Genomic DNA, 22,615 nt, shown 5'->3' on the forward strand with positions numbered 1-22,615 from the left:
GCCAATCATCGTGACGCGCAGGTCGGTTCATTTGGCGAGCTTCTCATAAAGGGCGCCGTAGCGCCCAAGGCTCGATCGATAGGCGTCCATGACGCGATGTCGCGGCTTCGTCCTGCTGCGTTTTTTGACATAGGTTCGCAGCGCGTCCTCTACGACGGATTCAAGCTGCCGGCCCTCATGCCTTGCGAGCATCCGAAGCTCGGCGAGCAAAGCGCTTTCGACTTGGGTCGTAAAGTTCTCGCGAACGCGTGCCATATTCCTGAACCCAGGAGAAGCTACTGATATTCATCTATTTTAAAGACAAGTTCAAAAAAGGAAGAGGGGCGAGGTCTCCCCCGCCCCTTCGCGAATTGCTTTGAGCAATTTCTCAGTGCGCCAGGATCGCCAGCATCAGCAGCGCCACGATATTGGTGATCTTGATCGCCGGGTTCACGGCGGGGCCGGCGGTGTCCTTATAGGGGTCGCCGACCGTGTCGCCGGTCACCGCCGCCTTATGGGCCTCGGAGCCCTTCTCATGCTTCACGCCGTCCTTGTCGATGAAGCCGTCTTCGAAGGATTTCTTGGCGTTGTCCCAAGCGCCGCCGCCCGACGTCATGGAAATGGCGACGAACAGGCCGTTGACGATGACGCCCAGCAGCAACGCGCCCAGCGCCGCGAAGGCGTTGGCCTTGCCGCCGAGGATCCAGGCGACGACGAAGGCGACGATCGGCGCCAGCACCGGCAGCAACGATGGCACGATCATTTCCTTGATCGCCGCCTGCGTCAGCATATCGACGGCGCGGCCGTAATCCGGCCGGTCCGTGCCCGCCATGATGCCGGGCTTTTCCTTAAACTGGCGGCGCACCTCGACGACCACCGATCCCGCCGCGCGCCCCACCGCCGTCATGGCGATGCCGCCGAAGAGATAGGGGATGAGGCCGCCAAAGATCAGGCCCGCGACGACATAGGGATTGGAGAGTTCGAAGTCGATCTTCCCCAGCCCTTTGAAAAACGGCACGTCGGTGTCGATGAAATGCTTCAGATCGTTGGTGTAGGCGGCGAAGAGCACCAGCGCACCGAGGCCCGCCGAGCCGATGGCGTAGCCCTTGGTCACGGCCTTCGTCGTATTGCCGACGGCGTCGAGCGCGTCGGTGTTGCGACGCACTTCCTTCGGCAGACCCGCCATTTCGGCGATGCCGCCGGCGTTGTCGGTGACGGGGCCGAAGGCGTCGAGGGCCACGACCATGCCGGCGAGGCCGAGCATCGTCGTCACCGCGATCGCCGTGCCATAGAGCCCGCCAAGCTCATAGGTGAGGATAATGCCGAGAACGATGACGAGCGCCGGCGCCGCTGTCGATTCAAGCGACACGGCGAGGCCCTGGATGACGTTGGTGCCGTGGCCCGTCACCGACGCCTGAGCAATCGACACCACCGGACGCTTGCCGGTGCCGGTGTAATATTCGGTGATGTAGACGATGGCGCCCGTGACGATCAGGCCCAGAACCCCGGAAAGGAACAGGCCATAGCCGTGGATGGCTTCGCCATTCGCCTTGCCGATCTCGCCCCAGCCGACGGTAAAGGTCGTCGCCAGGAAGAGCCCTCCGACCGATAGCACGCCGGCGGCGATGAGGCCCTTGTACAGCGCGCCCATGATTGAATCGTCAATGCCAAGCTTCTTGAAATAGGGCGCGGCGAATTTGCCCCATTCCGTGTCGTCGTCGCCCATTTTCACGAAATAGGTGCCGGCAATCGAGGTGAGGATCGAAAGACCGCCGATCGCGAGCGGATAGATCATCGCCGACGACAGACCATCCTGACCGGCGAAGAAGATCGAGGCGAGCACCATGGTGGCGACGACCGTCACCGCATAGGTCTCGAAGAGGTCCGCCGCCATGCCGGCGCAATCGCCGACATTGTCGCCGACATTGTCGGCGATCGTGGCGGGATTGCGTGGGTCGTCCTCGGGAATGCCGGCTTCAACCTTGCCGACGAGGTCGGCGCCGACGTCCGCGCCTTTGGTGAAGATGCCGCCGCCAAGACGGGCGAAAATCGAAATCAGCGATCCGCCGAAGCCAAGCGCCACCAGCGCGTCGACGACCGTGCGATCGGAAGGCGCATAGCCGGCGAACCAGGTGAGGATCGCGTAATAAACGGCGACGCCAAGCAGCGCGAGGCCGGCGACCAGAAGTCCGGTGACCGCGCCGGCCTTGAAGGCGATGTCCAGGCCGCCGGCGAGCGATTTCGTCGCCGCCTGCGCCGTGCGGACATTGGCGCGCACCGAGACGTTCATCCCGATATAGCCGGCCGCGCCGGAGAGCACCGCGCCGAGCATGAATCCGAAGGCGACCGCCCAGCCGAGCAGGATGACGAGGATGACGAAGATCACGCCGCCAACCATGGCGATGGTCTTGTATTGGCGGTTGAGATAGGCCTGCGCGCCCTCGGCGACGGCGCCCGAAATTTCCTGCATCCGCGCCGACCCCGGATCGGCCGCGAGCAATTCCTGCGAGGTCTTCACGCCATAGACGATAGACATCAATCCGAAGACGATGGTTAGAAACAGAACCATTTTGGCTTCGCCTTTTCGTTCCTCGACCGGGGATTGGCCGAATTGGTCGCGTCGCCGCGAACGGAGTCGCGCAACAAAAAAAGGAGCGGCTGCCCCGCCGAGCGAATCGGGCGGGGACAGCAGCTTTCCAGCGGGCTTTCTGCCAGAAACGTGGCCGCACGGCAATGCTGCGCGATCCCGTATTTTTCAGAAGTGTTGGAAGGACAATTTTTTGAAAAAGACGGGCTTTTTGTGTCCGTCGAGAAAAATCGGCGGCGCGCTTCCCGCCATAAAATCGCCGATCCGACAGGCGGGCGCGGCAGGCGGCGCTTCGCTCCCCACAGCGATGAGGATTTCGTAGTCGTCTCCGCCGGTTATCGCCGTTTCAAAGAGCGCGGGATCGATGGCGATCGCCTCTCGCGCCGCCGCTGAAAGCGGGACCGAGGCGAGATCGACAACCGCGCTCACGCCAGAGGCGCGGCAAAGCTTTGCAAGATCGCCGGCAAGGCCGTCGGAAATGTCCATCGCGGCGCTGGCGTTGGCGCAAAGCCACGCCGAGAGATCGACGCGCGGCTGTGGCAGCAGATAGCGCCCGATCAGATAGTCTCGCGCATTATCGGACAGTCTTTGCGAGAGCGCCGAGTCGCGGCGCAGCGCGAGACCCAGCGCCGCGTCTCCGATCGGGCCCGAGACGAAGACGGCGTCTCCTGGCTTTGCGCCGGTGCGGGGCACGAAGCGCCGCGTGCGACCGAGCGCCGTGATCGAGATGGTCAGCGGGCCAGGAGTTGCAGCCGTGTCGCCGCCGATGAGCGGCGCGCCATACGCGCGCGCATCCTCGGCGAGCCCGGCGGCGAAAGCGTCGAGCCAAGCGTTGGTCCAGTCGGCCGGCAGCGCCAGGCCCAGCAGAAAGCCGATCGGCTCTGCGCCCTTGGCCGCAAGGTCGGAGAGATTGACGCGCAGGGCTTTCTTGGCGATCAGCGAAGGGTCATCGTCCGCGAAAAAATGCACGCCCGCGACGACCATGTCGGTCGTGACGACGAGCGGCGCGCTTTCGGGCGCGAGAAGCGCCGCGTCGTCCTTAAGGCCGAGCGCGGCCGGCCCCGCGATCGGCGCAAAGACGCGGGCGATGATGTCGTCTTCGCTATAGCGCTGCGGCATGCGGAAGCCTTTGGCGTCCCTCTCCCAAACTGAAGTCGGCTGTTGCCGACTTCAGCATTGTTTGCGCGAACCGGGAACACCCGGTTCGCGTCGGGAGAGGGTGGCCCCGCGAAGCGGGGTCGGGTGAGGACCCTCATCCGTCGTCACTTCGTGACGACACCTTCTCCCGCCAGCGGGAGAAGGAGGGCGCGACATCCTAACTCAACTCCTCGGCGCGCTCTTCATGCGCGATCCTGTCGAGCACGGCGTTCACCATCCCCGACTCGGTCGGTCCGAAAAAGGCGCCGGCGACGTCGACATATTCCTTGATGACGACGCGCGCCGGAACGTCCTTGCGCGACCGCAGTTCATAGACGCCCGCGCGCAGGGCAGCGCGCATGACGGACTCCAGTCGCGACAGCGGCCAGCCGCCGGAAAGCGCGCGATCAATCTGCTGGTCGATCGCGACCTGGTCGGTCAGGACTCCTTGCAGCACGTCGCGAAAAAAGGCGGCGTCCGCCGGCTTATATTGCGCGCCCTCGATCTCGCGCCCGATCCAGTGAGACTCGAACTCGGCGAAAATCTCGTTGAGCCCTTTGCCGGCGACTTCCATTTGGTAAAGCGCTTGCACGATCGCCAGACGCGACGCCGAGCGTTGATCGACGCTCATACGACGCCCCGTTTGAGGCGCACGAGCGCGAGCGCCGCGCGCGCCGCGTCGGCGCCCTTGTCGCCCTGCTTAGGATCGGCGCGCACGATCGCCTGCGCCTCATTCTCCACGGTGAGCACGCCATTGCCGAGCGGCAGGCGGCGCGAGACGGAAAGATTCATCAGCGCGCGCGTGCTTTCATTGGCGACGAGTTCGAAGTGATAGGTCTCGCCGCGAATGACGCAGCCGAGCGCAACGACGCCGTCATAGGGCGCGCCGGCAAGCTCCGCATCGTCGAGCGCGATCGCGGCCGCTGTGGCGATCTCCAGCGCGCCGGGGACTTCGATCACTGTCGCCTGCGCCTGGAGCGCGCGCAACGCGTCAAGCGCGCCTTCACGCAGCAGCGCGACGATTTCGCCGTTGAACTTCGTCGTGACGACGAGAATATGCGCGCCCGGCACGGGCGCGACGTCAGCGTCGTCGGGTGCAAAACCAGCCATTCAGGCGACTCCAGGAGTGCACGCAACCCTCTCCCGCCGGGAGAGGGTCGGGCTGCGAAGCAGCCAAGTGAGGGTTAGCGTTCTCAATTGCAAAGGTGCGGGACGCGCCGCCGCAGCGCACGCATTATCGCTGAGGCGCAAATCCCTCACCCGACCCGGCCAAAAGCCCGTCGTTTACAATGGGAGTCCTTACGGACGCCCTTTGCTGGATCACCCTCTCCTTATGGGAGGGAATCCGCGAACCAATTTTCTGGGCGCGTTATGTCACACGCGCGGCGCTCTGTCAGCCGGTATGGCCGTTATACACATCCTCGCGCCAAACTCAGCAGCCTACCCCGCTTCGCTCAGCCGCGCTGCGTAGCGCGCCATCAGATCGACTTCGATATTGATTGCGTCCCCTGCCCTGCGCGCGCCGAGCGTCGTCACGCTAAGCGTATGCGGAATGAGCAGCACGGAAAAGGTATCGCCGTCGACCTCGTTCACCGTGAGCGAAACGCCGTCGAGCGCCACGGAGCCCTTCTTGGCGATGAAGCGCGACAGCGCTCGCGGCGCCTCAACCCAGAATCTGGACATGCTTGTTTCTTCGGACGGGCGTCCTTCGGGCGCCCTATCGCAAAAGTCATCGCGCGATAGGATGCGCGCAACGCCATCGACATGGCCGGTGACGATATGGCCGCCGAGTTCGTCGCCGATCTTCAACGCGCGTTCGAGATTGACGCGCGTTCCGCAGGCCCATGTGCCGACCGTCGTGACGGCGAGCGTCTCGGCGGCGGCGTCCACTTCGAAGACCGTTCGCCCGCCCTCGCGCGCGACGGCGACGACCGTCAGGCACACGCCCGAGCAGGCGATGGAGGCGCCCAGAGCAATGCCGTCGGCATCGTATGAACAGGCGATGCGCAGGCGGCGTAGTTCGCCGCGCGGCGTCATCGCAATAACTTCGCCCACATCGGTGACGATGCCGGTGAACATCAGTCGACCCGCGCGTATCGAGTCATCGTGTCGGCGCCGAGCGCGCGCGTTTCGATCAGACGGTAGCGCGAGTCGTCATCGAGGGCGGCGCGCGCCGCAGGAGTCAGCGCCGGACGGCCTGCCCTCCCAAGCGGCTTGACCGCAGTGTGCAAGATGACCTCATCGGCAAGATCCGCGGCGAGCAGACTTTCCGCGACGCGCGGTCCGCCTTCGCTGAAGACGCGGGTGACGCCACGATCTGCCAAAAGTCTTAGGGCGCTGGTAAGATCAAGCAGGCCGTCCCGCATCGCGATGCGAACAACCTCCGCGCCAGTGGCGTCTTCAAACGCTTTGGCCGCTTCATCGGCGACGGCCGCTCCAGCGATCACGAGCAACGGCATTTCGCGCGCGGTGGACGCCAGGCGCGAACGCGGCGACAGCGACAGCTTCTCGTCGAGCACAACGCGAAGCGGCTTGCATTGTTGCATCCCCGGCAAGCGTACGGTCATCAGCGGATCGTCGTCGCGCGCCGTGCCGCCGCCAATCATGATCGCGTCATGCAGCGATCGCTGCACATGCGTGAAAGCGTCAGCGATAGGTCCGGTGATGTGCAGGCGCGGATCATGCGCCGCGCCTGCGGCGTAGCCATCCGCCGTCCGCGCGAGCTTGAGCGTAATCATCGGGCGGCGACGCGTGACGCGCAAAATATGCCCGAGATGATCGGCGCGCGCCGCCGCAGCGCCGGGACCAATAAGGACGTCGACTCCCGCTTCACGCAGCCGGGCGAAGCCGTCGCCCGAGACGCGCGGGTCCGGGTCCTCGAGGGCGGTGACGACGCGCGCGACGCCGCCGGCGATGATCGAGTTGACGCAAGGGGGCGTCGCCCCATGATGCGCGCAGGGCTCCAAGGTGACGTAAAGCGTTGCGCCGCGCGCCGCCTCGCCCGCCGCAGCCATGGCGATCGCCTCCGCATGCGGGCGCCCGCCCGGCGCGGTCCAGCCGCGGGCGATAACGACCCCATCGCGCACGAGCAACGCGCCCACCGCGGGATTTGGCGCGGTGCGGCCCAAATTGCGCCGGCCGAGCGCAAGCGCCGCCGCCATATAGGCGTCGTCGGTCGCGGTCTGCGGAAAGGCTTCGTGGATCGTCATGCCTTCTCTGGGTCGTCGGCGTCCGGTGCAAAAGCCGCGCCGTCGCCGCCGCTCTCCAATTCATCGATCACCGCGGAGAAGTCGCGAACTTCGCGGAAATCGCGATACACTGAGGCGAAACGCACATAGGCGACGGGGTCGAGCGAACGCAGGCCTTCGATGACCAGTTCGCCGATCCGCTGACTTTCGACCTCCACTTCGCCGAGGCTTTCGAGCTGACGAACAATTCCGGAAATCATTTGCTCGACGCGTTCCGCTTCGACCGGACGCTTCCGCAAGGCGATCTCAACCGATCGCATCAGCTTGTCGCGATTGAACGGCGCACGGCGACCCGACTTTTTCACGACGATGATTTCGCGCAGCTGCACGCGCTCAAAGGTCGTGAAACGGCCGCCGCAGGTCGGACAGACGCGGCGCCGCCTTATGCAGGATGAATCCTCCGCAGGACGGGAGTCCTTCACCTGCGTGTCGACGGAACCGCAATAGGGACAGCGCATTTCGGGCGCCTTTCCCCTCTCCCGCATGCGGGAGAGGGAGGCCCCGCGAAGCGGGGTCGGGTGAGGGCTATCACAAATGATGCGACGGAGAGAACCCTCATCCGTCGCGCCTTCGGCGCGACACCTTCTCCCGCAAGCGGGAGAAGGGAGCGTCCCACTTTTTAATAGATCGGGAACTTCGCGGTCAGCGTGTGAACCTTTTCCTTCACCGCGGCTTCCGTCGCGGCGTTGCCTTCTTCGCCCTGCGAGGAGAGGCCGTCGAGCACTTCGACGATCATCTGCCCGACCTGTTTGAACTCGTTCTGGCCAAAGCCGCGCGAGGTCGCCGCAGGCGAGCCGAGACGAATGCCGGAGGTGACGAAGGGCTTTTCCGGATCGAAGGGAATGCCGTTCTTGTTGCAGGTGATGTGCGCGCGGCCAAGCGCGGCTTCCGCCGCCTTGCCGGTGATCTTCTTGGGACGCAGATCGACGAGCATCAGATGATTGTCGGTGCCGCCCGAGACGATCGCGAGACCCGCGTCGACGAGCGTCTGCGCGAGCATTTGCGCATTGTCCTTGACCTGCTGCTGATAGGTCTTGAACTGCGGGGTCAGCGCCTCGCCGAACGCCACGGCCTTTCCGGCGATGACATGCATCAGCGGACCGCCCTGCAGGCCGGGGAAGACCGCCGAGTTGATCTTCTTGGCGATGGCCTCGTCGTTCGTCAGCACCATGCCGCCACGCGGACCGCGCAGCGTCTTATGCGTGGTGGTGGTGACGACATGCGCATGCGGCAGCGGCGACGGATGAAGACCCGCAGCGACCAGACCGGCGAAATGCGCCATGTCCACCATGAAATAGGCGCCAACGCTGTCGGCGATCTTGCGGAAGCCTTCGAAGTCCCAGATGCGGGAATAGCCGGAGCCGCCCGCGATGATGAGCTTCGGCTTATGCTCCTTGGCGAGCGCGGCGACCTGCTCCATGTCGATCCGCTGATCGTCCTTGCGCACCGTATAGCTCACCGGCTTGAACCAGCGGCCGGAGACATTGACCGGCGACCCATGCGTCAGATGACCGCCGGCGGCGAGATCCAGCCCCATGAAGACGTCGCCCGGCTGAAGAAGCGCGAGGAACACCGCCTGATTGGCCTGCGAGCCGGAGTTGGGCTGAACATTGGCGAAGCCGCAGTCAAACAGCTTCTTGGCGCGGTCGATCGCGAGATTTTCGGCGATGTCGACGAATTGGCAGCCGCCGTAATAGCGCTTTCCCGGATAGCCCTCGGCGTATTTGTTGGTGAGAACCGAGCCCTGGGCCTCCAACACCGCCTTTGAGACAATGTTCTCCGACGCGATCAGTTCGATCTCGTGCCTCTGGCGGCCGAGTTCGAGTTCGATCGCCTTCGCGATTTCCGGATCGGAAGCGCTGAGGGAGGCGGTGAAGAAACCGGATTGGCTCATTGGAATGGACCTCTATGCCTAACGGCGCTGAACGAAAACAAAAACCGGCTCCCGGTCTTAATCGGCGAAGCCGGTCCCTAGGACGCGCATCGTGAGACGCGTCGCTTATCACGGCGAAGCCGCGACGGGAAGAGCGGCCGTCGTCGCGGTCTAAGGCCACGCCAAGTCTCGCGCGGGCTTCGTCAGCCCAGTTTTGTTGTGGGGGCTTTGGGTGGGCCGCGCAAGCTTCGCGCGCCAGCGTCTCCGTTTCCTGAAGCGCCAAAATGACGCATGCTGCGCTCGCCTAAATAGCCAGAAATAACGCGTTGCCGCGTCGCCATATTTTCGCTTCAAACGAGCGTTTGAATTTCAATCAGTCGTTTTAAACGGAGGTTCGTCATGAGCGATCATCTGGAAACAAAATTCGCGGCGCTTAGCGCCAAGTCACGGAGGTTGCTCATCGATGCTGCGGTCTGCTTCGTCGCGACCTGGCTCATCGCTTTCCTGCCGCCGCAATGGAAGAATGGCGAAGCGCTGAAGGAAATCGCTTTCACGACCGACCCGGTGAGCGGCAAAATCATCGACCGGATCGCTTCCGCGGAGACGGAGCGCCCATCCTTGAAGTTGAAAAACGCTTCGCCGGCTCCGGCGCTGTTCGCCGTCTATCCGCAGGAGCGCATCTCGGATTGGTCAACCGAAGCCGCCGCTGAAAAGACGGAGACGATACCTGTCAGGCCGACGAAAGTCGTCGCTCTGCGCAAGTCGTCTCCGGAAAAGAGAACCGCTGTCGAGTCGACGCCGCCGGCGCTCCCGACCACCAACGCCGAGCCGCCCGCCTCTCCCCAGACAGTGGGCGAGACCGCGGAGCAACAGGAACGGAGTTTGTTGGCCAGGCTCGACCCGATAGGGCTCTCATCCAAACTGGCTCCGCTCGGCCGCAAGGCGTGGAATAGCGCGACGTCGCTCGGCGGCGCAGTGACTAGCCTCGTCAACCTGTATCCTTTTTGAGGATGATGCCTTGAGTAATCTGGATCAGGCGCGCGTCGCGTCTCGCTCGACGGAAACGACGCGCGCCGCGCTCATCAAAGCGGCGACGTCGGTCTTCGCGGAATATGGGTATGACGGCGGCTCGGTGCGGCTCATCACCCAAAGGGCGATGGCCAACCAAGCGGCCGTCAATTACCACTTCGGCGGCAAGGACGGACTTTATCGCGAAGTGCTGATCGCTGCGACGCGGGCCTTCGAAGAGAATGCGTTCTTGGACCCCGAAGAGCTCGATGCGCTTTCGCCTGAGGACGCGCTCCGGCGTTATCTGCATCAATTTCTGCTGCCGCTCGTCAAGCGCGATCGCGTCAGCCGCTTTCTGCGCATCTTCGCCTGGGAAAGCGTGCAGCCAAGTGAGGTCTTCAGCGCCTTCATCGCGCATTCGCCGCCCCGCATCTTTCGTTTGGCGGAACGGGTCGTGCGGCGGTTCCTGCCGCAAGACGCCTCTGCGGAGACCGTCACATTCGCGATGCTGTGGCTTGCCCAGCAGCCGATGTTCTTCGTGCGAGACGCGGAGCGGCTGGCGCAGCCGCCCTTCTCGCTCAAATTCGACGAAGACGCGCTCGAGCGGCTCGTCGACACGCTGGCGGGCTTAAGTCTTCGTGGACTCGCCGGAGTCTAAACCTGACCAATCGCTCCCGTCCGCTCGCGGTGCGTCTTAGGGAACAAACATGACAGCTCTGCTGCACAGCAATTATTTCTCCGCGGTCCTGACCGAGACCCAAAAGGCCCTGGAGTTCTCCGCAAACGTCCTCATTCTCGCGGCGACCGTGGCGCTCGTCGGGGCGTTCTTGGCGCTGATCAAGGGCGCCTAGCCCTTTGCGCCGGCCGGGCGCCGCGTTCTTGTCGTCGTCGCGCAAACAAGGCATGTTTCAACTCGCCCCAAGCAACACATGGGTGATGAAAGTGAACATTGCAGCGGCGTTGTTAGCGGTTGCGACCGCCTCGGTTTTTGCAAATTCGGCGCAAGCGAAGCCTTTGACGCTGCTCTGCCGCCATAGCGACAATCTCTATGCAGCCCCCTATATGGTGGCCTATTCCCCGATCAGTTCGACGCTCGCGATCGTGGACGATGGACGAACCGACGCATACGCCGTCGAAGACGTTGCAAAAGAGAACGGGGGATACGTCATTCAGGCCTATGGCAAGCTGCTGAACGCGCACATTACGCTGATCACTTCGCTTCCGAGGCAGATCCTTTATTCGGGCGCCTTCACCAACGACGTCTTCGCGATCGATTACTGCAGGTGAGCGGTTTTTCTTCGCCGCTGTTGGCGGCCTACGCCGCCCGCTTCTGATAGTCCTTCACATCCGAGAATGTGATCGCCGGATTGCGTTCGGCGTCATAATTGAGCTGGAACGCCGACGAACTCATGAACACCGGCGACCCGTCGAGATCGTCGGCGATGCTGGAGCCGTTCGAATCGATGAAGCTCTTCAGCTTCGCCGGCTCGTCCGAGGCGATCCAACGGCAAACGGTAAAGCGCGGCTGTTCATAGCGCGTCTGCAATCCATATTCCCCCTCGAGCCGCGTCGCCAGCACGTCGAGCTGCAGCGCGCCGACGACGCCGACAATCGCGCCCGAGCCGTCGTGCGGCGTGAAGACCTGCACGACGCCCTCTTCCGCAAGCTGCTGCAAGGCTTCACGCAGCTTCTTCGCCTTCATGGCGTCGCCGATCAGAATGCGGCGCAGAATTTCCGGCGCGAAGCTCGGCACGCCGCGAAAGACGATCTCCTCGCCCTCGGTCAGCGTGTCGCCGATGCGCAGTTGGCCGTGGTTGGGCAGACCGACAACGTCGCCGGCATATGCTTCGTCGGCGATCGAGCGGTCGCGCGCAAAGAAGAACTGCGGCGCATTAATCGGAATATTCTTGCCGGTGCGAATGAGCTTCGCCTTCATGCCGCGCGTGAGCCGACCCGAGCAGACGCGCATGAAGGCGATGCGATCGCGATGGTTGGGGTCCATATTCGCCTGGATCTTGAAGACGAAGCCGGTCATCTTCGGCTCCTTCGCCTCGACGAGGCGCTTGTCGGCCTCCTGCGCGCGCGGGCTTGGCGCATACTCGGCCATGGCGTCGATCAGATCGCGAACGCCAAAGTTGCGCAGCGCGCTGCCGAAGAAGACGGGCGTCAGATGGCCCTCGCGGAAGGCCGAAAGATCGAAGGGCTTGTTGCCTTCTTCGGCAAGCATCGCCTCCTCCCGCCATGCATCCGCGCCGTTCGGCAAAAGCGTGTCGAAGAGCCGATCGTCGAGGCCGCTGGTTTGCAGCAGCTCGGCGTCCTCATCGATCCGGCGCACGGTTTTCGTCGCGAAGCGGTAGGTGCCGGCGAAGCTTCTGCCCGAACCGATCGGCCAGGTGATCGGCGTCGCGTCGAGCGCGAGAGTTTTCTCGATTTCATCGAGCAGATCGAACGGGTCGCGCGCCTCGCGGTCGAGTTTGTTGATGAAGGTGACGATCGGAATGTCGCGCAGGCGGCAGACTTCAAAGAGCTTCCGCGTGCGCGCCTCGATGCCTTTGGCGGCGTCGATCACCATCACCGCGGCGTCGACGGCGGACAGCGTGCGGTAGGTGTCTTCCGAAAAGTCCTCGTGGCCCGGCGTATCCAAGAGATTGAAGACGCAACCGCCGTATTCGAAGGTCATGACCGAGGTGACGACCGAGATTCCGCGCTCGCGCTCGATGCTCATCCAGTCCGAACGCGTCTGCTGAGCGTTGCGCTTGGCCTTGACGGCGCCCGCAAGCTGAATCGCGCCGCCGAAAAGCAGCAGCTTTTCGGTGAGCGTCGTCTTGCCGGCGTCGGGATGCGAGATGATCGCGAAGGTGCGGCGGCGTGAAACGGGGTCGTTGGCGGGGGTTGTCAATGCACTGTCGATTGTGAGGGAAACGCTTGAAGACGACTTAATGGCAAGCGAGGCTCACTGCAATCTTGCTTCATCAAAGGCCGAGGCATCATCGCCCGCCGCCAAGCGCGCCTTCAGGCAAAATCCTCCGCAAGCGATGCGCGCGTCGCTTCCGACAAGACAGCCATATGGCTGTAGTTGGGATGCGCCAGGCCCAAAATCACGCGCGTGTTCGGCTCTCTGAACGCCGCAATCTGCGCCTTCGTGAAGGGGAAGTGCACGAATTGCACGCTGCTCGCCTTGCCTTCAGCCGTGGTGCGATCCTGATCCTGCTCGGCCTTGCCGGCGACGCGCTCGCCGCCGACTTCGATGGAGGCCGTCTCTTCCACGCCGCCGAGTTGCGCCAATACGCGGGCCCGCCGCAACGCGTCGTCGATCTCGATCATGAACGTCGCGACGAGCTCATCACCCTTTGGAATCAGCGGATTATATGCCGCAAGCTCGTCCGTGATCTGCGCCTCGCCGCCTTTTTCGATGTGCAGCATCTCCTGCACCTGCAACCACATCGTATCGAAATTCTCGAAGTAGAAGGTGACGTAAGGGCCGACCTCAACCCGGCGATGCCGCTTGAGCGCCGTGATGCGCTTGCGATGTTCCGCCCGGTCCTTGGCGTATTCCGCCCAGGGAAGAATATCGGCGGCGGTGAGTTGGTGACGATCTGTCATGAAGCGCCTCGCATCTAACACCCTCCCCTTGAGGGGGAGGGTCGAAGCGCGAAGCGCTTCGGGTGGGGTGACTACAACGAAAACGAGGGGCGGGCCACCCCACCCCGCGCCTTCGGCGCGACCCTCCCCCTCAAGGGGAGGGTAAGGTTCGGGTCCAGCCGCTACGGGTTTGACAACCCATAAGCTCTCGCCATCAGTACGATCGGATGGCCGACGCGTTCCGGCTTCGGCGCCTCGCCGCCTAGCGTCTCGATCTCCTGTTCGATATGCAGTCCGGCAAGCGGGCATTCGGAAACGACGTGCTTCTTGTTGGCGTTCTGCAACTGCCGCGCGGCGGGCTTGCCCACCTTCATCGCCGTTTCGAAATTGCCCTTCTTGTAGCCCCAGGCGCCGCCATGACCCGAGCAGCGCTCGACCACGGCCACATCGGCTTCAGGGATCAGCGCAAGCAGCTCGGCGCCTTTCTGGCCGATGTTCTGCGCGCGCGAATGACAGGACACATGGAAGGCGACGCCGCCATCGAGCGGCGCCATGCCTTCGGCCAGCCCCTCTTTGCGCGCGATGTCGACGACATATTCGGAAAGGTCGAATGTCGCCTCAGCCAAACGCTTGACGCTTTGGTCTTCCGGCAGAATCAGCGGCCATTCGAATTTCAGCATCAGCGCGCAGGACGGCACGGGCGCGACAATGTCGTAGCCCTGGTCGATGTAAGGCGCGAAAGCCGCGGCGACCGTGCGCGCCGCCTCCGCCACGTCGTCGAGCATCCCCTGTTCGAGCTTCGGCATGCCGCAGCAGGCCGGGTGCACGACTTTGGTCTGGACGCCGTTCCTCGCGAGCACGGCGAGCGCCGACATGCCGATCGACGTATCGTTGTAGTCGCCGTAGCAGGTGGCGTAGAGCACCGCCTTGCGCGCCTTGGCCGGCGCCGACTCGTCGCGCATCGGCGGATGCGCGGCGGCCTGCGCTTCAAGCGTCTTGCTGGCGTATTTTGGCAGCTCGGCGTTGCGATCGACGCCCGCGACTTTTTCCTCGAGGCCGCGCATCATTGCGTTGTCGCGGCGCGTCGCCCAATTGGCCGCGCCTGAGATCAGCGTCGCCCATCGGCCGTAGCGGTCAGTATCGGCAAGCGCGCGATCGACCGCAGGCACGCCGTTCTTCTTCGCTTCGACCGCGCGATAGCGCAGGATCAGATGCGGAAAGTCGATGTTGAATTCATGTGGCGGCACATAGGGGCACTTCGACATGAAACACATGTCGCAGAGGGTGCAGGCGTCGACGACCTGTTTGAAATCCGCGCTCGCGACGGTGTCGAGCTCGCCGCTTTTGGATTCGTCGATGAGATCGAACAGCCGCGGGAAGGAGTCGCACAGATTGAAACAGCGCCGGCACGTATGACAAATATCGAAAACCCGGCGCATTTCCGCGTCCAGCTTCGCATCGTCATAAAAATCGGCGCTGCGCCAATCCAGCGGATGCCGGATCGGAGCCTCGAGGCTGCCTTCTCTCATCTTTGTTGTTCCAAAACACGGTCGTCACGGCCGGGCTTGTCCCGGCCATCCACGCGGGGTGCGGAGCGGTCGCCGCACGACAGGGATGCTGAAGCCCGCCGCTGGCGCGCGGGTCAGGCTTTGAGCCTTTCGCGGTCCCATCGCGTTGGATGGCCGGGTCAAGCCCGGCCACGACGCGAAGGGAACTCTTCTCAGCTAAGTCCGCTGTACTTACTTCAGCTCGTCCAGGGCGCGCTGGAAGCGGCCGGCATGCGAACGCTCAGCCTTGGCAAGCGTCTCGAACCAGTCGGCGATCTCCTCGAAGCCCTCGTCGCGGGCCGAGCGCGCCATGCCGGGATACATGTCGGTATATTCGTGCGTTTCCCCGGCGACCGCGGCCTTGAGGTTATCGGCGGTCTTGCCGATCGGCAGGCCGGTCGCAGGATCGCCGACCGTCTCCAGGAACTCCAGATGGCCGTGGGCGTGGCCGGTCTCGCCTTCGGCGGTCGAGCGGAACACGGTGGCGACGTCATTGTAGCCCTCGACGTCGGCCTTTTGAGCGAAATAGAGATAGCGGCGATTCGCCTGCGATTCGCCGGCGAAAGCGGCCTTCAAATTTTCTTCGGTCTTGCTGCCCTTGAGCATAGCCATTTTTTTGCCTCCGAGTATTCGAGTCGGCGCGGCCGTCAGGCCGCGACACAGGAATTAGAATAATTCAAAACTAGCTTCTGTCCAACCAAAATCCCGCGCGGCGACGTGGGGATTCGTCGCAGGCGCCCTGGAAGCGTTCGCGCGCGCGGTGCGCTCTATTTGACGCCGACCACCATGGAATCCGGCCCCGTCAGATGCTCGACCCGGGAGCTGGAGAACCCGGCTTCCTTCATCCAGCCCTCGCAGTCGGCCCCCGTAAAATCGAAGCCGCCGTCGGTCTCGATCAGCATATTGAGGCTCATCAGCAGACCGAAAGCGTTCTCGCGACGATCATTATCGATCAGGGCTTCATAGACGATGAGCACGCCGCCTTCGGGGAGAGCGTCATAGGCCTTCTTCAACAGCAGCCGCTTTTGCTCAAGATCCCAATCATGAAGGATGTGCCCCATGATGATGACGTCGGCCGTGGGCAAATCGTCCTTGAAAAAGTCGCCGGGGTAGAACCGCAGTCGCTCGGCGAGCCCATTGGCGGCGACAAATTCTTCGAATATCGGCCCGACTTGGGGGAGATCGAAGCCGCCGCCCGAAAGATGCGGATGCGCCCGCGCGATTGTGACGGGGACCATGCCCTGCGCGGCGCCGACATCGACGAAGGTCCGATAGTCCCGCCAGGAGAATTTGTCGGCGATCGCCTGGGCGGCGCCGGCGCTCACGCCGCTCATCGCGGAGAGGAAGCCGCGCAGACGTTGCGGATCGGCGTAAAGCGCCGCGAAGAAATCGCTCTCGTCCTGATTTTCGCTTTGGCGTTGGCCGGTTCTCAGCGCCTCCGACAGATGTCCCCAGCTCTCGTAGAGGCGCGCATTGGCCATCTCCAGCAGCCCGCCGACATAGCTCGGCCGACCGCGAACAAGAAAAAAATCCGTTTCGGGCGTATTGGCGTAACGCCCGGCCGCATCGCGCTCCAGAACTTTCATCGCCACGAGCGCGTCGAAGAAGTCGTGCGCGGAGCGCTTGTGTAAGCCGAGTTTCGGCGTCAGCGTCGCAAGGTCGGCGGGGCCGTCGGCGAGAGCGTCGAAGACGCCCAGCTCCACTGCCGAAAGCAGCGCCTTGGCGTTCCAGAACGACATGCCGAGAGCGAGAAGTTTTTCAGGAGAAGGCTTGAGCATGGCGACACAATCTCGTGAGCGACGTCATGACACAAGAGTCGCTCAGCCTTTGTGACGTCCTTCGAACGGGTTCTCCCCCGACTTTTTCGAGATCCTGATCGGCACGCCGGGCAGGTCGAAGGTCTTGCGCAGTCCGTTGATCAGGAAGCGCTCGTAACTCGTCGGCAGTTCGTCGAGCTGATTGCCGAAGAGCACGAAATGCGGCGGCCGCGATTTGGCTTGCGTCATGTAGCGTATCTTGATGCGCCGCCCGGAAACCGCCGGCGGCGGCGTCTCCTCGATTTGCGTCAGCAGCCATCGATTGAGCCGCCCCGTCCCGATGCGCTTGTTCCAAATTTCATGAACCGAGAGGATCGCTTGCATGAGCTTGTCCAGCCCCTGCCCCGTCGCGCCCGACACCGGAACCACCGGACAGCCGCGCAGCTGCGCCAGCAGGCGTTCTGCGTCTTCGCGCAGCTTGATGAGCGTCGCGTCGCGGTTCTCGACGAGGTCCCATTTGCCGAGCGCGATGACGACGGCGCGCCCTTCGCGGGCCGCGAGGTCGGCGATCGAGAGATCCTGCTTCTCGAAGGGAATCGTCGAATCGACGAGCAGCACGACGACTTCCGAGAACCGCACGGCGCGCAGCGCATCGGCGGCTGACAGCTTTTCCAGCTTGTCGACGACGCGGGCGCGCTTGCGCAGACCGGCCGTGTCGAAGAGCTTCATCTTGCGGTCGCGCCACACGAAATCGACCGAGATCGAATCGCGCGTGATTCCCGCTTCGGGTCCCGTCAGCAGACGATCCTCGCCGAGAATGCGGTTGATGAGCGTCGATTTCCCGGCGTTGGGCCGTCCGACGACCGCGATGCGCAGCGGCTTCGTGACATCGAGGTCGCTGCCGTCCTCATCGTCGTTGCGCAGATTTTCTTCTATGGCGAGGTCGTCTTCGAAGGGCTCGGCGGTCTCCTCGGGCAGAGCCTCGCGCAGCGCGTCATAGAGCGCGCCCATGCCTTCGCCATGCTCGGCGGAAAACGGCACGGGATCGCCAAGACCCAGCGAAAAGGCGTCGTAGACGCCTGGCCCGCCGGCCTTTCCTTCCGCCTTATTGGCGATCAGGATAACCGGCTTGCCGGCGCGACGGACGAGATCGGCGAAATATTTGTCGTCGGGCGTGACGCCGACGCGCGCGTCAATGAGAAAGAGAATTGCGTCGGCGGCGAGGATCGCGTTCTCAGTCTGAGCGCGCATGCGCCCTTCCAGTGTCGGGCCCCGGCCCTCCTCGAGTCCCGCCGTATCGACGATGGTGAAGCGCAGATCGGCGAGCTTGGCGTCACCCTCCCGGCGATCGCGGGTGACGCCGGGACGATCGTCGACAAGCGCCAGCTTCTTGCCGGTCAGCCGGTTGAACAGCGTCGATTTGCCGACGTTCGGCCGACCGATGATCGCGAGCGAAAAGGACATGACTCGTTTCTCGCTGCGCTGCCGCGCCCTGCGCCGCTACTTCGAGGGCTTCACCTCGAACGGCGCCTCGCCGGACGGCGCAGCGCCCTCCTGTTCCGGCTCGATCACCGGCGTCACGGTGACATTGCCGCCGCTCGCGGCTCCCCCGGCTCCCGCCGTCGGCGCCGCCGCCGGCTTAGGTCCACGTTTCGCGTGCAGCAACCCTTGATAGGCCGCGGCGCGCTGACGCACGGACTGCGGAGCGTCGCGATCGCTGAGCAGAATGTTGAAATCCCTCTCGGCCTCTTCGAAATCGTCATTGGCCAGCGCGTCGAGACCATTCAATTCTTGCGCCGAAAAGCGGAATGCGCCGTTCGACGTCATCATGGGTCCGAGCGCGCGTTCCATCTTCTGGCGGTCTCCGCTCTCGAGGATGATCAGCGCAGCGCGCAGCAGAGCGACTTCCTGATTCAGTTTGTCGACATTCTTGTCGTCGGCGATCGCCTCCAATTCTTGGAGCGCGCGCGCCCTGTCTTCGCGCAGTTCCGCAGCCCGGATGCGTGCGAGCGTTGCATAGCCTTTGGGAGCGTCCTTAGCGACAGCGTCGAAAGCGGCCGCTGCCTCTTGAGCCTTGCCTTCGTTGGCGAGCGCGATCGCGGCTTCAAAGCGGGCGTTCGCGGCTTCCGCCGTTTTTTGACGGTTGGTCTGGTAATAGCTCCACGCGCCGGTCGCAGCGACGATCAGCACGGCGAAGATCAGGATCGGCGTGTGATAGCGCCGCCAAAGGTCCGCCGCCTTGTCGCGCCGGACATCTTCATCGACCTCATGGAAAATATCGGACATGTGCGCCAGACCCTTGACTCCGCCCGAAAAAACCGGGCTGACCGCAGCCGATAGCATAGGCGGCGGCCAAATGCGAGCGCAGCCGGCTATTCCGCCGGGGCGATCAGGTGAAGGGCTTTCGAAGGGCGAGGAACCCCGTTTTCGCGTATTCCTCATCCGATTCCGCTAGCTATTCCGCTTGCTTCTTGGCGGCGCTCGCCCGCCACACGACGCCGCCGACGTCGTCGGCCACCAGTAGCGCGCCGCGCTTATCGACGATGACGCCGACCGGCCTGCCCCGCGCTTCGCCGCGCTCGTTCAGAAAGCCGGTCAGCACCTCTTTCGGGGCGCCCACCGGCGCGCCATTCTCGAACTTTACAAAAATGACGCGGTAGCCCACGCGGGGACTGCGATTCCACGATCCGTGCTGGCCGATGATCGCGCCGTTCTGGAACGGCCCGAGGGCGGAATCGCCGACGAAGGTAAATCCAAGCGAGGCCGTGTGAGAGCCGAGCGCATAATCCGGCCGGATCGCCTGCTTGACGAGTTCCCGATCCTGCGGCTGCACGCGCTCGTCGACATGCTGTCCGTAGTAGCTGTATGGCCAGCCGTAAAAGGCGCCATCTCGCACCTTTGTCATGTAGTCGGGCACGAGATTGTCGCCGATCTCGTCGCGTTCGTTCACCGCGACCCACAGGTCGCCTGTCGCGGGATTCCAGTCCATCCCGACCGGGTTGCGCAGTCCCGAAGCGAAAACCCGCGTGTCGCCGGTCGCCGGATCGATCTCCAGAATGTCGGCGCGGTTTTGCTCTTCCTCCATACCGTTCTCGGCGGCGTTGGAGTTGGACCCGACCCCGACATATAGACGCGATCCCACCGGATCCGCGACAAGGCTCTTCGTCCAGTGATGATTGCGACCCGACGGCAGATCCACGACCTTCTCCGGCGGCGCTTCGATGCGCGTGTCGCCTACCTTGTACGGAAAGCGCACGAGCGAATCGGCGTTGGCGACATAAAGCTGATCGCCCACCAGCGCCATGCCGAACGGCGAATTGAGGTTTTCCAGAAAGACTTCCTTCGTTTCGGCGACGCCGTCGCCGTCCGCGTCACGTAGCAGCGTGATGCGGTTGGCGCTCGGCTTATTCGAGCCGGCCTGGCGCATATAAAGGCCCATGAAGAAGCCGCGAACGCCGCCGCCTTCGTTTTCGGGCTTGGGCGGCGCATCGGTTTCCGCGACAAGAATGTCGCCGTTCGGCAATTCGTACAGCCAGCGCGGATGGTCGAGCCCCGTCCCAAAAGCTTCAACGTCCAGACCCTCGGCGGGCGTGGGCTTTTCGCCGCTTGGCCAGCCCACGGCGCGAGCGATATTCACGTATGGAAATGCGCCGGTCGGATGCGGCGACGGCAGCGTCGGATTGGGTCCATAGCCAGCGCTCTCTGGCATTTCGGGGCCGCGATCGCAGGCGGCAAGCGCGATCGCGGTCAGCGTGAATAGCAATCTCCAGAAAAAATTCGCCGCCATGGCGCCTCCTCCCCCAACGAATCCCGGTAAATACGAGAAGCCGAAGCTTCAACCATCGACAGCCGGCGACGAAGACAAATATGTTAATCGACGACGCCGCTAAGATGGCGCGGCGGCGGTAAGTCTCAAGCCCTCGCCAGTCCATACTACGCTGGAACGCAAATGAGTCGAAAGACCGGACGCGTCTATGTCGGCGTCGGCGGCTGGAATTACGCCCCCTGGCGCGAATCCTTTTATCCCGCTGACCTCCCGCATAACCGCGAACTCGAATATGCGAGCCGCAAGCTCGCCTCCATTGAAATCAACGGCACCTATTATCGCACCCAGAGCGCCGCGAGCTTCGCCAAATGGCGCGATGAAACGCCCGAAGGCTTCATCTTCAGCGTCAAGGCGCCGCGCTTCGCGGTGATGCGCAAGACGCCACGCGAAGCGGGCGAGTCGATCGAACGCTTTTTCGCAAGCGGCGTGATGGAGCTTGGGGACAAACTCGGACCCATCTTGTGGCAGTTCCTGCCCAACAAGAAATTCGACGCGGGGTTCTTCGACGCCTTTCTTTCCCTGCTGCCAAAGAACATCGGCGGCCGACCGCTGATGCACGCGATTGAGCCGCGCCATGAGAGCTTCAAGACGGCTGAATTCATCGCGCTGGCGCGCCAGCATGGCGTCGCCATCGTCGTCGCTGGCGATTCAAAATATCCGCTTATCGCCGATCTGACGACGCCCTTCGTCTATGCGCGCATCATGGGAACGCGTCCCGATGCTCCACTCGGCTATGACGATAACGCGCTCAAGCAATGGACGCAGCGTGCGCGACAATGGGCGAGCGGCGCTGCGCCGGGCGGGCTAGACTATGTCGCGCGAACGCAACAGAAGGCCGCGACGCCTCGCGATGTTTTTCTCTACGTCATCAGCGGCGCTAAGGAACGCAATCCAGCCGCCGCCATGGCGCTGATCGAGCGACTCTCCCGCTAAAGATCGATGTCGGCCCATATCGCCGCATGATCGGAGGCGGCGTCTTCCTTGCGCCCGACTTCCGGATAGGCCTCCCAGCGTTTGGCCCGCGCCCCGGGCCACATGCCTTTGCGAAACGCGCCGCCGCTTGTGACCCTGTCAAACAGCGCCGGCGAAAGCAGAATGAAGTCGATCTTGTTGTCCGCGGCGCAACTGCCGTAGGTGCCTGGGAAACCGCCGTCGTCAAATTTCGGATGCAAAAAGATGTCCTTCAGATCCGTCCCTTCGATGAGAGGCCTCAAAGGTTCGCTGTCCGGCGTGTCGTTGAAGTCGCCCATGATGGCGATGTTCTTGATCCCCATGGCGACACGTTCGTCGTAGATTTCAGCGACGCGTTTCGCCTGCGCGCGACGTTTGGCGTTGGACGATTGCTGCGAGCCGAAACCCTTGCTCTTGAAGTGATTGAGCATCACCAGCAGGCGCGCGCCGGACGGCGACGACACCTCGAACTCGGCGCAATCACGCGAAAAGATCGGATTGCGCTCGTCCAGCATTTCGTCGACGTGGCTGCGCAGCACGCCGATGGGAAACCCCTGCCGCGTCAACAGGCCGACGTCGATGCCGCGCGTGTCGTTGCCGTCGATCACCATCGCGTGCCGAAATGCCTCGCCGCCGAGCGCCGCGACGACGTCCGCGTTGAAATCCCGCAGCACCGGCCGGCTCTCGACTTCGACGACGCCGAGAACGTCCGCTTCGATATCTCTCATCACGCGCGCCGTATTCCGCATCGCCTGTTCGTCGACGGGCTCGTCGCGCAACTCCAGCGAGCCGACCCAATCGGCGCGCCCGCTCGCGACAATCTGAACGCCGCCCGACTTAGGGCGTTTGATCAATCCGCCCCTATTGCGCCGCAGAATGACGAAATCGCCGACGTCGGATTTTTCCAAATCGAGTTCAATGACAAGTTTCGCCATGCGCGTCTTGTCGGCGGCGCTGTACGAGGGCTGCGCCAGCAACGTACTCAGCTCCGCGAAGCGTTCGAGAATAGGTTTGCCTTGCGAAAGGCTCTTGAGATTCATCGCGCGTGCGCGGTCGAAAAGATTCTCAACATTGTATGAGGCGAGTCTCATGAAATCCCCCAAGCGCAAAAAACAACAAT

Annotated in this window: 23 protein-coding genes; 5 read left to right on the top strand and 18 right to left on the bottom strand. The window is 63.3% G+C overall.

What is annotated here, in order from left to right; translation table 11 throughout:
- Positions 1 to 27 precede the first annotated feature (27 nt).
- The 9 genes from EHO51_RS08065 to glyA all read right to left on the bottom strand — a co-directional run bounded on the left by EHO51_RS08065 (position 28) and on the right by glyA (position 8,845).
- The gene (locus tag EHO51_RS08065; protein ID WP_245434819.1) at positions 28 to 192 is read right to left on the bottom strand and encodes a hypothetical protein; all 165 of its coding nucleotides are present in this window, start codon (positions 190 to 192) and stop codon (positions 28 to 30) included.
- Positions 193 to 367: 175 nt separating this feature from the next.
- Entirely contained in the window at positions 368 to 2,548 is a 2,181-nt protein-coding gene (locus EHO51_RS08070; RefSeq protein WP_124738452.1) for a sodium-translocating pyrophosphatase, read from the bottom strand.
- A 186-nt stretch (positions 2,549 to 2,734) separates the two neighbouring features.
- On the bottom strand, positions 2,735 to 3,685 hold the full coding sequence (thiL, locus tag EHO51_RS08075) for a thiamine-phosphate kinase (RefSeq protein WP_124738453.1): 951 nt from the start codon (positions 3,683 to 3,685) through the stop codon (positions 2,735 to 2,737).
- Between the two features lie 196 nt (positions 3,686 to 3,881).
- A complete protein-coding gene (gene nusB, locus EHO51_RS08080; RefSeq protein WP_124738454.1) occupies positions 3,882 to 4,334 on the bottom strand; it encodes a transcription antitermination factor NusB in 453 nt (150 codons plus the stop codon).
- Entirely contained in the window at positions 4,331 to 4,813 is a 483-nt protein-coding gene (gene ribH, locus EHO51_RS08085) for a 6,7-dimethyl-8-ribityllumazine synthase (protein WP_124738455.1), read from the bottom strand. Before ribH ends, nusB begins: the two co-directional genes overlap by 4 nt.
- 330 nt (positions 4,814 to 5,143) lie before the next feature.
- The gene (locus EHO51_RS08090) at positions 5,144 to 5,782 is read right to left on the bottom strand and encodes a riboflavin synthase (RefSeq protein ID WP_124738456.1); all 639 of its coding nucleotides are present in this window, start codon (positions 5,780 to 5,782) and stop codon (positions 5,144 to 5,146) included.
- Entirely contained in the window at positions 5,782 to 6,912 is a 1,131-nt protein-coding gene (gene ribD / locus EHO51_RS08095) for a bifunctional diaminohydroxyphosphoribosylaminopyrimidine deaminase/5-amino-6-(5-phosphoribosylamino)uracil reductase RibD (RefSeq protein ID WP_124738457.1), read from the bottom strand. The genes EHO51_RS08090 and ribD overlap by 1 nt, the downstream gene beginning before the upstream one ends.
- On the bottom strand, positions 6,909 to 7,409 hold the full coding sequence (gene nrdR, locus EHO51_RS08100; RefSeq protein WP_036242014.1) for a transcriptional regulator NrdR: 501 nt from the start codon (positions 7,407 to 7,409) through the stop codon (positions 6,909 to 6,911). The genes ribD and nrdR overlap by 4 nt, the downstream gene beginning before the upstream one ends.
- Positions 7,410 to 7,570: 161 nt before the next feature.
- Positions 7,571 to 8,845, bottom strand: a complete 1,275-nt coding sequence (glyA, locus tag EHO51_RS08105) for a serine hydroxymethyltransferase (protein ID WP_124738458.1) — start codon at positions 8,843 to 8,845, stop codon at positions 7,571 to 7,573.
- Between the two features lie 378 nt (positions 8,846 to 9,223).
- Between glyA and EHO51_RS08110 the strand changes: the two genes are divergently transcribed.
- The 4 genes from EHO51_RS08110 to EHO51_RS08120 are packed head-to-tail and all read left to right on the top strand — an operon-like array spanning position 9,224 to position 11,119.
- Positions 9,224 to 9,832: a hypothetical protein gene (locus EHO51_RS08110; protein ID WP_124738459.1), complete on the top strand. Its 609-nt coding sequence runs from the start codon at positions 9,224 to 9,226 to the stop codon at positions 9,830 to 9,832.
- A 10-nt stretch (positions 9,833 to 9,842) separates the two neighbouring features.
- Positions 9,843 to 10,490: a TetR/AcrR family transcriptional regulator gene (locus tag EHO51_RS08115; protein ID WP_109025342.1), complete on the top strand. Its 648-nt coding sequence runs from the start codon at positions 9,843 to 9,845 to the stop codon at positions 10,488 to 10,490.
- A 49-nt stretch (positions 10,491 to 10,539) separates the two neighbouring features.
- Positions 10,540 to 10,683 (top strand): hypothetical protein, encoded by a 144-nt coding sequence (locus EHO51_RS20505; RefSeq protein WP_018408563.1) that lies wholly within the window; start codon positions 10,540 to 10,542, stop codon positions 10,681 to 10,683.
- A gap of 52 nt (positions 10,684 to 10,735) precedes the next feature.
- Positions 10,736 to 11,119 (top strand): hypothetical protein, encoded by a 384-nt coding sequence (locus tag EHO51_RS08120; RefSeq protein ID WP_124738460.1) that lies wholly within the window; start codon positions 10,736 to 10,738, stop codon positions 11,117 to 11,119.
- A gap of 28 nt (positions 11,120 to 11,147) precedes the next feature.
- Here EHO51_RS08120 and EHO51_RS08125 read toward each other — a convergent pair whose 3' ends face one another.
- The 8 genes from EHO51_RS08125 to EHO51_RS08160 form a co-directional block, all read right to left on the bottom strand.
- The gene (locus EHO51_RS08125) at positions 11,148 to 12,731 is read right to left on the bottom strand and encodes a peptide chain release factor 3 (RefSeq protein WP_124738461.1); all 1,584 of its coding nucleotides are present in this window, start codon (positions 12,729 to 12,731) and stop codon (positions 11,148 to 11,150) included.
- A gap of 113 nt (positions 12,732 to 12,844) precedes the next feature.
- Entirely contained in the window at positions 12,845 to 13,435 is a 591-nt protein-coding gene (locus EHO51_RS08130) for a DUF3501 family protein (RefSeq protein WP_124738462.1), read from the bottom strand.
- 161 nt (positions 13,436 to 13,596) lie between these two features.
- Positions 13,597 to 14,943, bottom strand: coding sequence for a heterodisulfide reductase-related iron-sulfur binding cluster (locus tag EHO51_RS08135; RefSeq protein WP_124738463.1), 1,347 nt, complete (start codon positions 14,941 to 14,943; stop codon positions 13,597 to 13,599).
- A gap of 210 nt (positions 14,944 to 15,153) precedes the next feature.
- Positions 15,154 to 15,573 carry a rubrerythrin family protein gene (locus tag EHO51_RS08140; protein WP_026223003.1) on the bottom strand — a complete coding sequence of 140 codons (420 nt, stop codon included), beginning with the start codon at positions 15,571 to 15,573 and terminating at the stop codon, positions 15,154 to 15,156.
- Between the two features lie 155 nt (positions 15,574 to 15,728).
- A complete protein-coding gene (locus tag EHO51_RS08145) occupies positions 15,729 to 16,739 on the bottom strand; it encodes a methyltransferase (RefSeq protein WP_124738464.1) in 1,011 nt (336 codons plus the stop codon).
- 42 nt (positions 16,740 to 16,781) lie between these two features.
- Positions 16,782 to 18,182, bottom strand: coding sequence for a ribosome biogenesis GTPase Der (der, locus tag EHO51_RS08150; protein WP_124738465.1), 1,401 nt, complete (start codon positions 18,180 to 18,182; stop codon positions 16,782 to 16,784).
- Between the two features lie 36 nt (positions 18,183 to 18,218).
- Positions 18,219 to 19,004 (bottom strand): tetratricopeptide repeat protein, encoded by a 786-nt coding sequence (locus EHO51_RS08155; RefSeq protein WP_124738466.1) that lies wholly within the window; start codon positions 19,002 to 19,004, stop codon positions 18,219 to 18,221.
- 169 nt (positions 19,005 to 19,173) lie between these two features.
- On the bottom strand, positions 19,174 to 20,505 hold the full coding sequence (locus EHO51_RS08160) for a PQQ-dependent sugar dehydrogenase (protein ID WP_124738467.1): 1,332 nt from the start codon (positions 20,503 to 20,505) through the stop codon (positions 19,174 to 19,176).
- A gap of 162 nt (positions 20,506 to 20,667) precedes the next feature.
- Between EHO51_RS08160 and EHO51_RS08165 the strand changes: the two genes are divergently transcribed.
- Positions 20,668 to 21,477, top strand: coding sequence for a DUF72 domain-containing protein (locus EHO51_RS08165; RefSeq protein WP_124738468.1), 810 nt, complete (start codon positions 20,668 to 20,670; stop codon positions 21,475 to 21,477).
- Here the strand turns inward: EHO51_RS08165 and EHO51_RS08170 are convergent.
- Positions 21,474 to 22,586: an endonuclease/exonuclease/phosphatase family protein gene (locus EHO51_RS08170; protein ID WP_124738469.1), complete on the bottom strand. Its 1,113-nt coding sequence runs from the start codon at positions 22,584 to 22,586 to the stop codon at positions 21,474 to 21,476. The genes EHO51_RS08165 and EHO51_RS08170 overlap by 4 nt on opposite strands.
- Positions 22,587 to 22,615: the final 29 nt, after the last annotated feature.

It is taken from the genome of Methylocystis rosea, from assembly GCF_003855495.1.
Taxonomy (GTDB): Bacteria; Pseudomonadota; Alphaproteobacteria; order Rhizobiales; family Beijerinckiaceae; genus Methylocystis; species Methylocystis rosea_A.

What these genes read in the sequence shown, in the direction of transcription:
- EHO51_RS08160 (WP_124738467.1), bottom strand. Translation starts at nt 20,505, where the DNA reads ATGGCGGCGAATTTTTTCTGGAGATTGCTATTCACGCTGACCGCGATC.
- EHO51_RS08140 (WP_026223003.1), bottom strand. Translation starts at nt 15,573, where the DNA reads ATGGCTATGCTCAAGGGCAGCAAGACCGAAGAAAATTTGAAGGCCGCT.
- EHO51_RS08130 (WP_124738462.1), bottom strand. Translation starts at nt 13,435, where the DNA reads ATGACAGATCGTCACCAACTCACCGCCGCCGATATTCTTCCCTGGGCG.
- EHO51_RS08120 (WP_124738460.1), top strand. Translation starts at nt 10,736, where the DNA reads ATGTTTCAACTCGCCCCAAGCAACACATGGGTGATGAAAGTGAACATT.
- thiL (WP_124738453.1), bottom strand. Translation starts at nt 3,685, where the DNA reads ATGCCGCAGCGCTATAGCGAAGACGACATCATCGCCCGCGTCTTTGCG.
- EHO51_RS08070 (WP_124738452.1), bottom strand. Translation starts at nt 2,548, where the DNA reads ATGGTTCTGTTTCTAACCATCGTCTTCGGATTGATGTCTATCGTCTAT.
- nrdR (WP_036242014.1), bottom strand. Translation starts at nt 7,409, where the DNA reads ATGCGCTGTCCCTATTGCGGTTCCGTCGACACGCAGGTGAAGGACTCC.
- ribH (WP_124738455.1), bottom strand. Translation starts at nt 4,813, where the DNA reads ATGGCTGGTTTTGCACCCGACGACGCTGACGTCGCGCCCGTGCCGGGC.
- EHO51_RS08090 (WP_124738456.1), bottom strand. Translation starts at nt 5,782, where the DNA reads ATGTTCACCGGCATCGTCACCGATGTGGGCGAAGTTATTGCGATGACG.
- nusB (WP_124738454.1), bottom strand. Translation starts at nt 4,334, where the DNA reads ATGAGCGTCGATCAACGCTCGGCGTCGCGTCTGGCGATCGTGCAAGCG.
- ribD (WP_124738457.1), bottom strand. Translation starts at nt 6,912, where the DNA reads ATGACGATCCACGAAGCCTTTCCGCAGACCGCGACCGACGACGCCTAT.
- glyA (WP_124738458.1), bottom strand. Translation starts at nt 8,845, where the DNA reads ATGAGCCAATCCGGTTTCTTCACCGCCTCCCTCAGCGCTTCCGATCCG.
- EHO51_RS20505 (WP_018408563.1), top strand. Translation starts at nt 10,540, where the DNA reads ATGACAGCTCTGCTGCACAGCAATTATTTCTCCGCGGTCCTGACCGAG.
- EHO51_RS08145 (WP_124738464.1), bottom strand. Translation starts at nt 16,739, where the DNA reads ATGCTCAAGCCTTCTCCTGAAAAACTTCTCGCTCTCGGCATGTCGTTC.
- EHO51_RS08165 (WP_124738468.1), top strand. Translation starts at nt 20,668, where the DNA reads ATGAGTCGAAAGACCGGACGCGTCTATGTCGGCGTCGGCGGCTGGAAT.
- der (WP_124738465.1), bottom strand. Translation starts at nt 18,182, where the DNA reads ATGTCCTTTTCGCTCGCGATCATCGGTCGGCCGAACGTCGGCAAATCG.
- EHO51_RS08110 (WP_124738459.1), top strand. Translation starts at nt 9,224, where the DNA reads ATGAGCGATCATCTGGAAACAAAATTCGCGGCGCTTAGCGCCAAGTCA.
- EHO51_RS08155 (WP_124738466.1), bottom strand. Translation starts at nt 19,004, where the DNA reads ATGTCCGATATTTTCCATGAGGTCGATGAAGATGTCCGGCGCGACAAG.
- EHO51_RS08135 (WP_124738463.1), bottom strand. Translation starts at nt 14,943, where the DNA reads ATGAGAGAAGGCAGCCTCGAGGCTCCGATCCGGCATCCGCTGGATTGG.
- EHO51_RS08065 (WP_245434819.1), bottom strand. Translation starts at nt 192, where the DNA reads ATGCTCGCAAGGCATGAGGGCCGGCAGCTTGAATCCGTCGTAGAGGAC.
- EHO51_RS08170 (WP_124738469.1), bottom strand. Translation starts at nt 22,586, where the DNA reads ATGAGACTCGCCTCATACAATGTTGAGAATCTTTTCGACCGCGCACGC.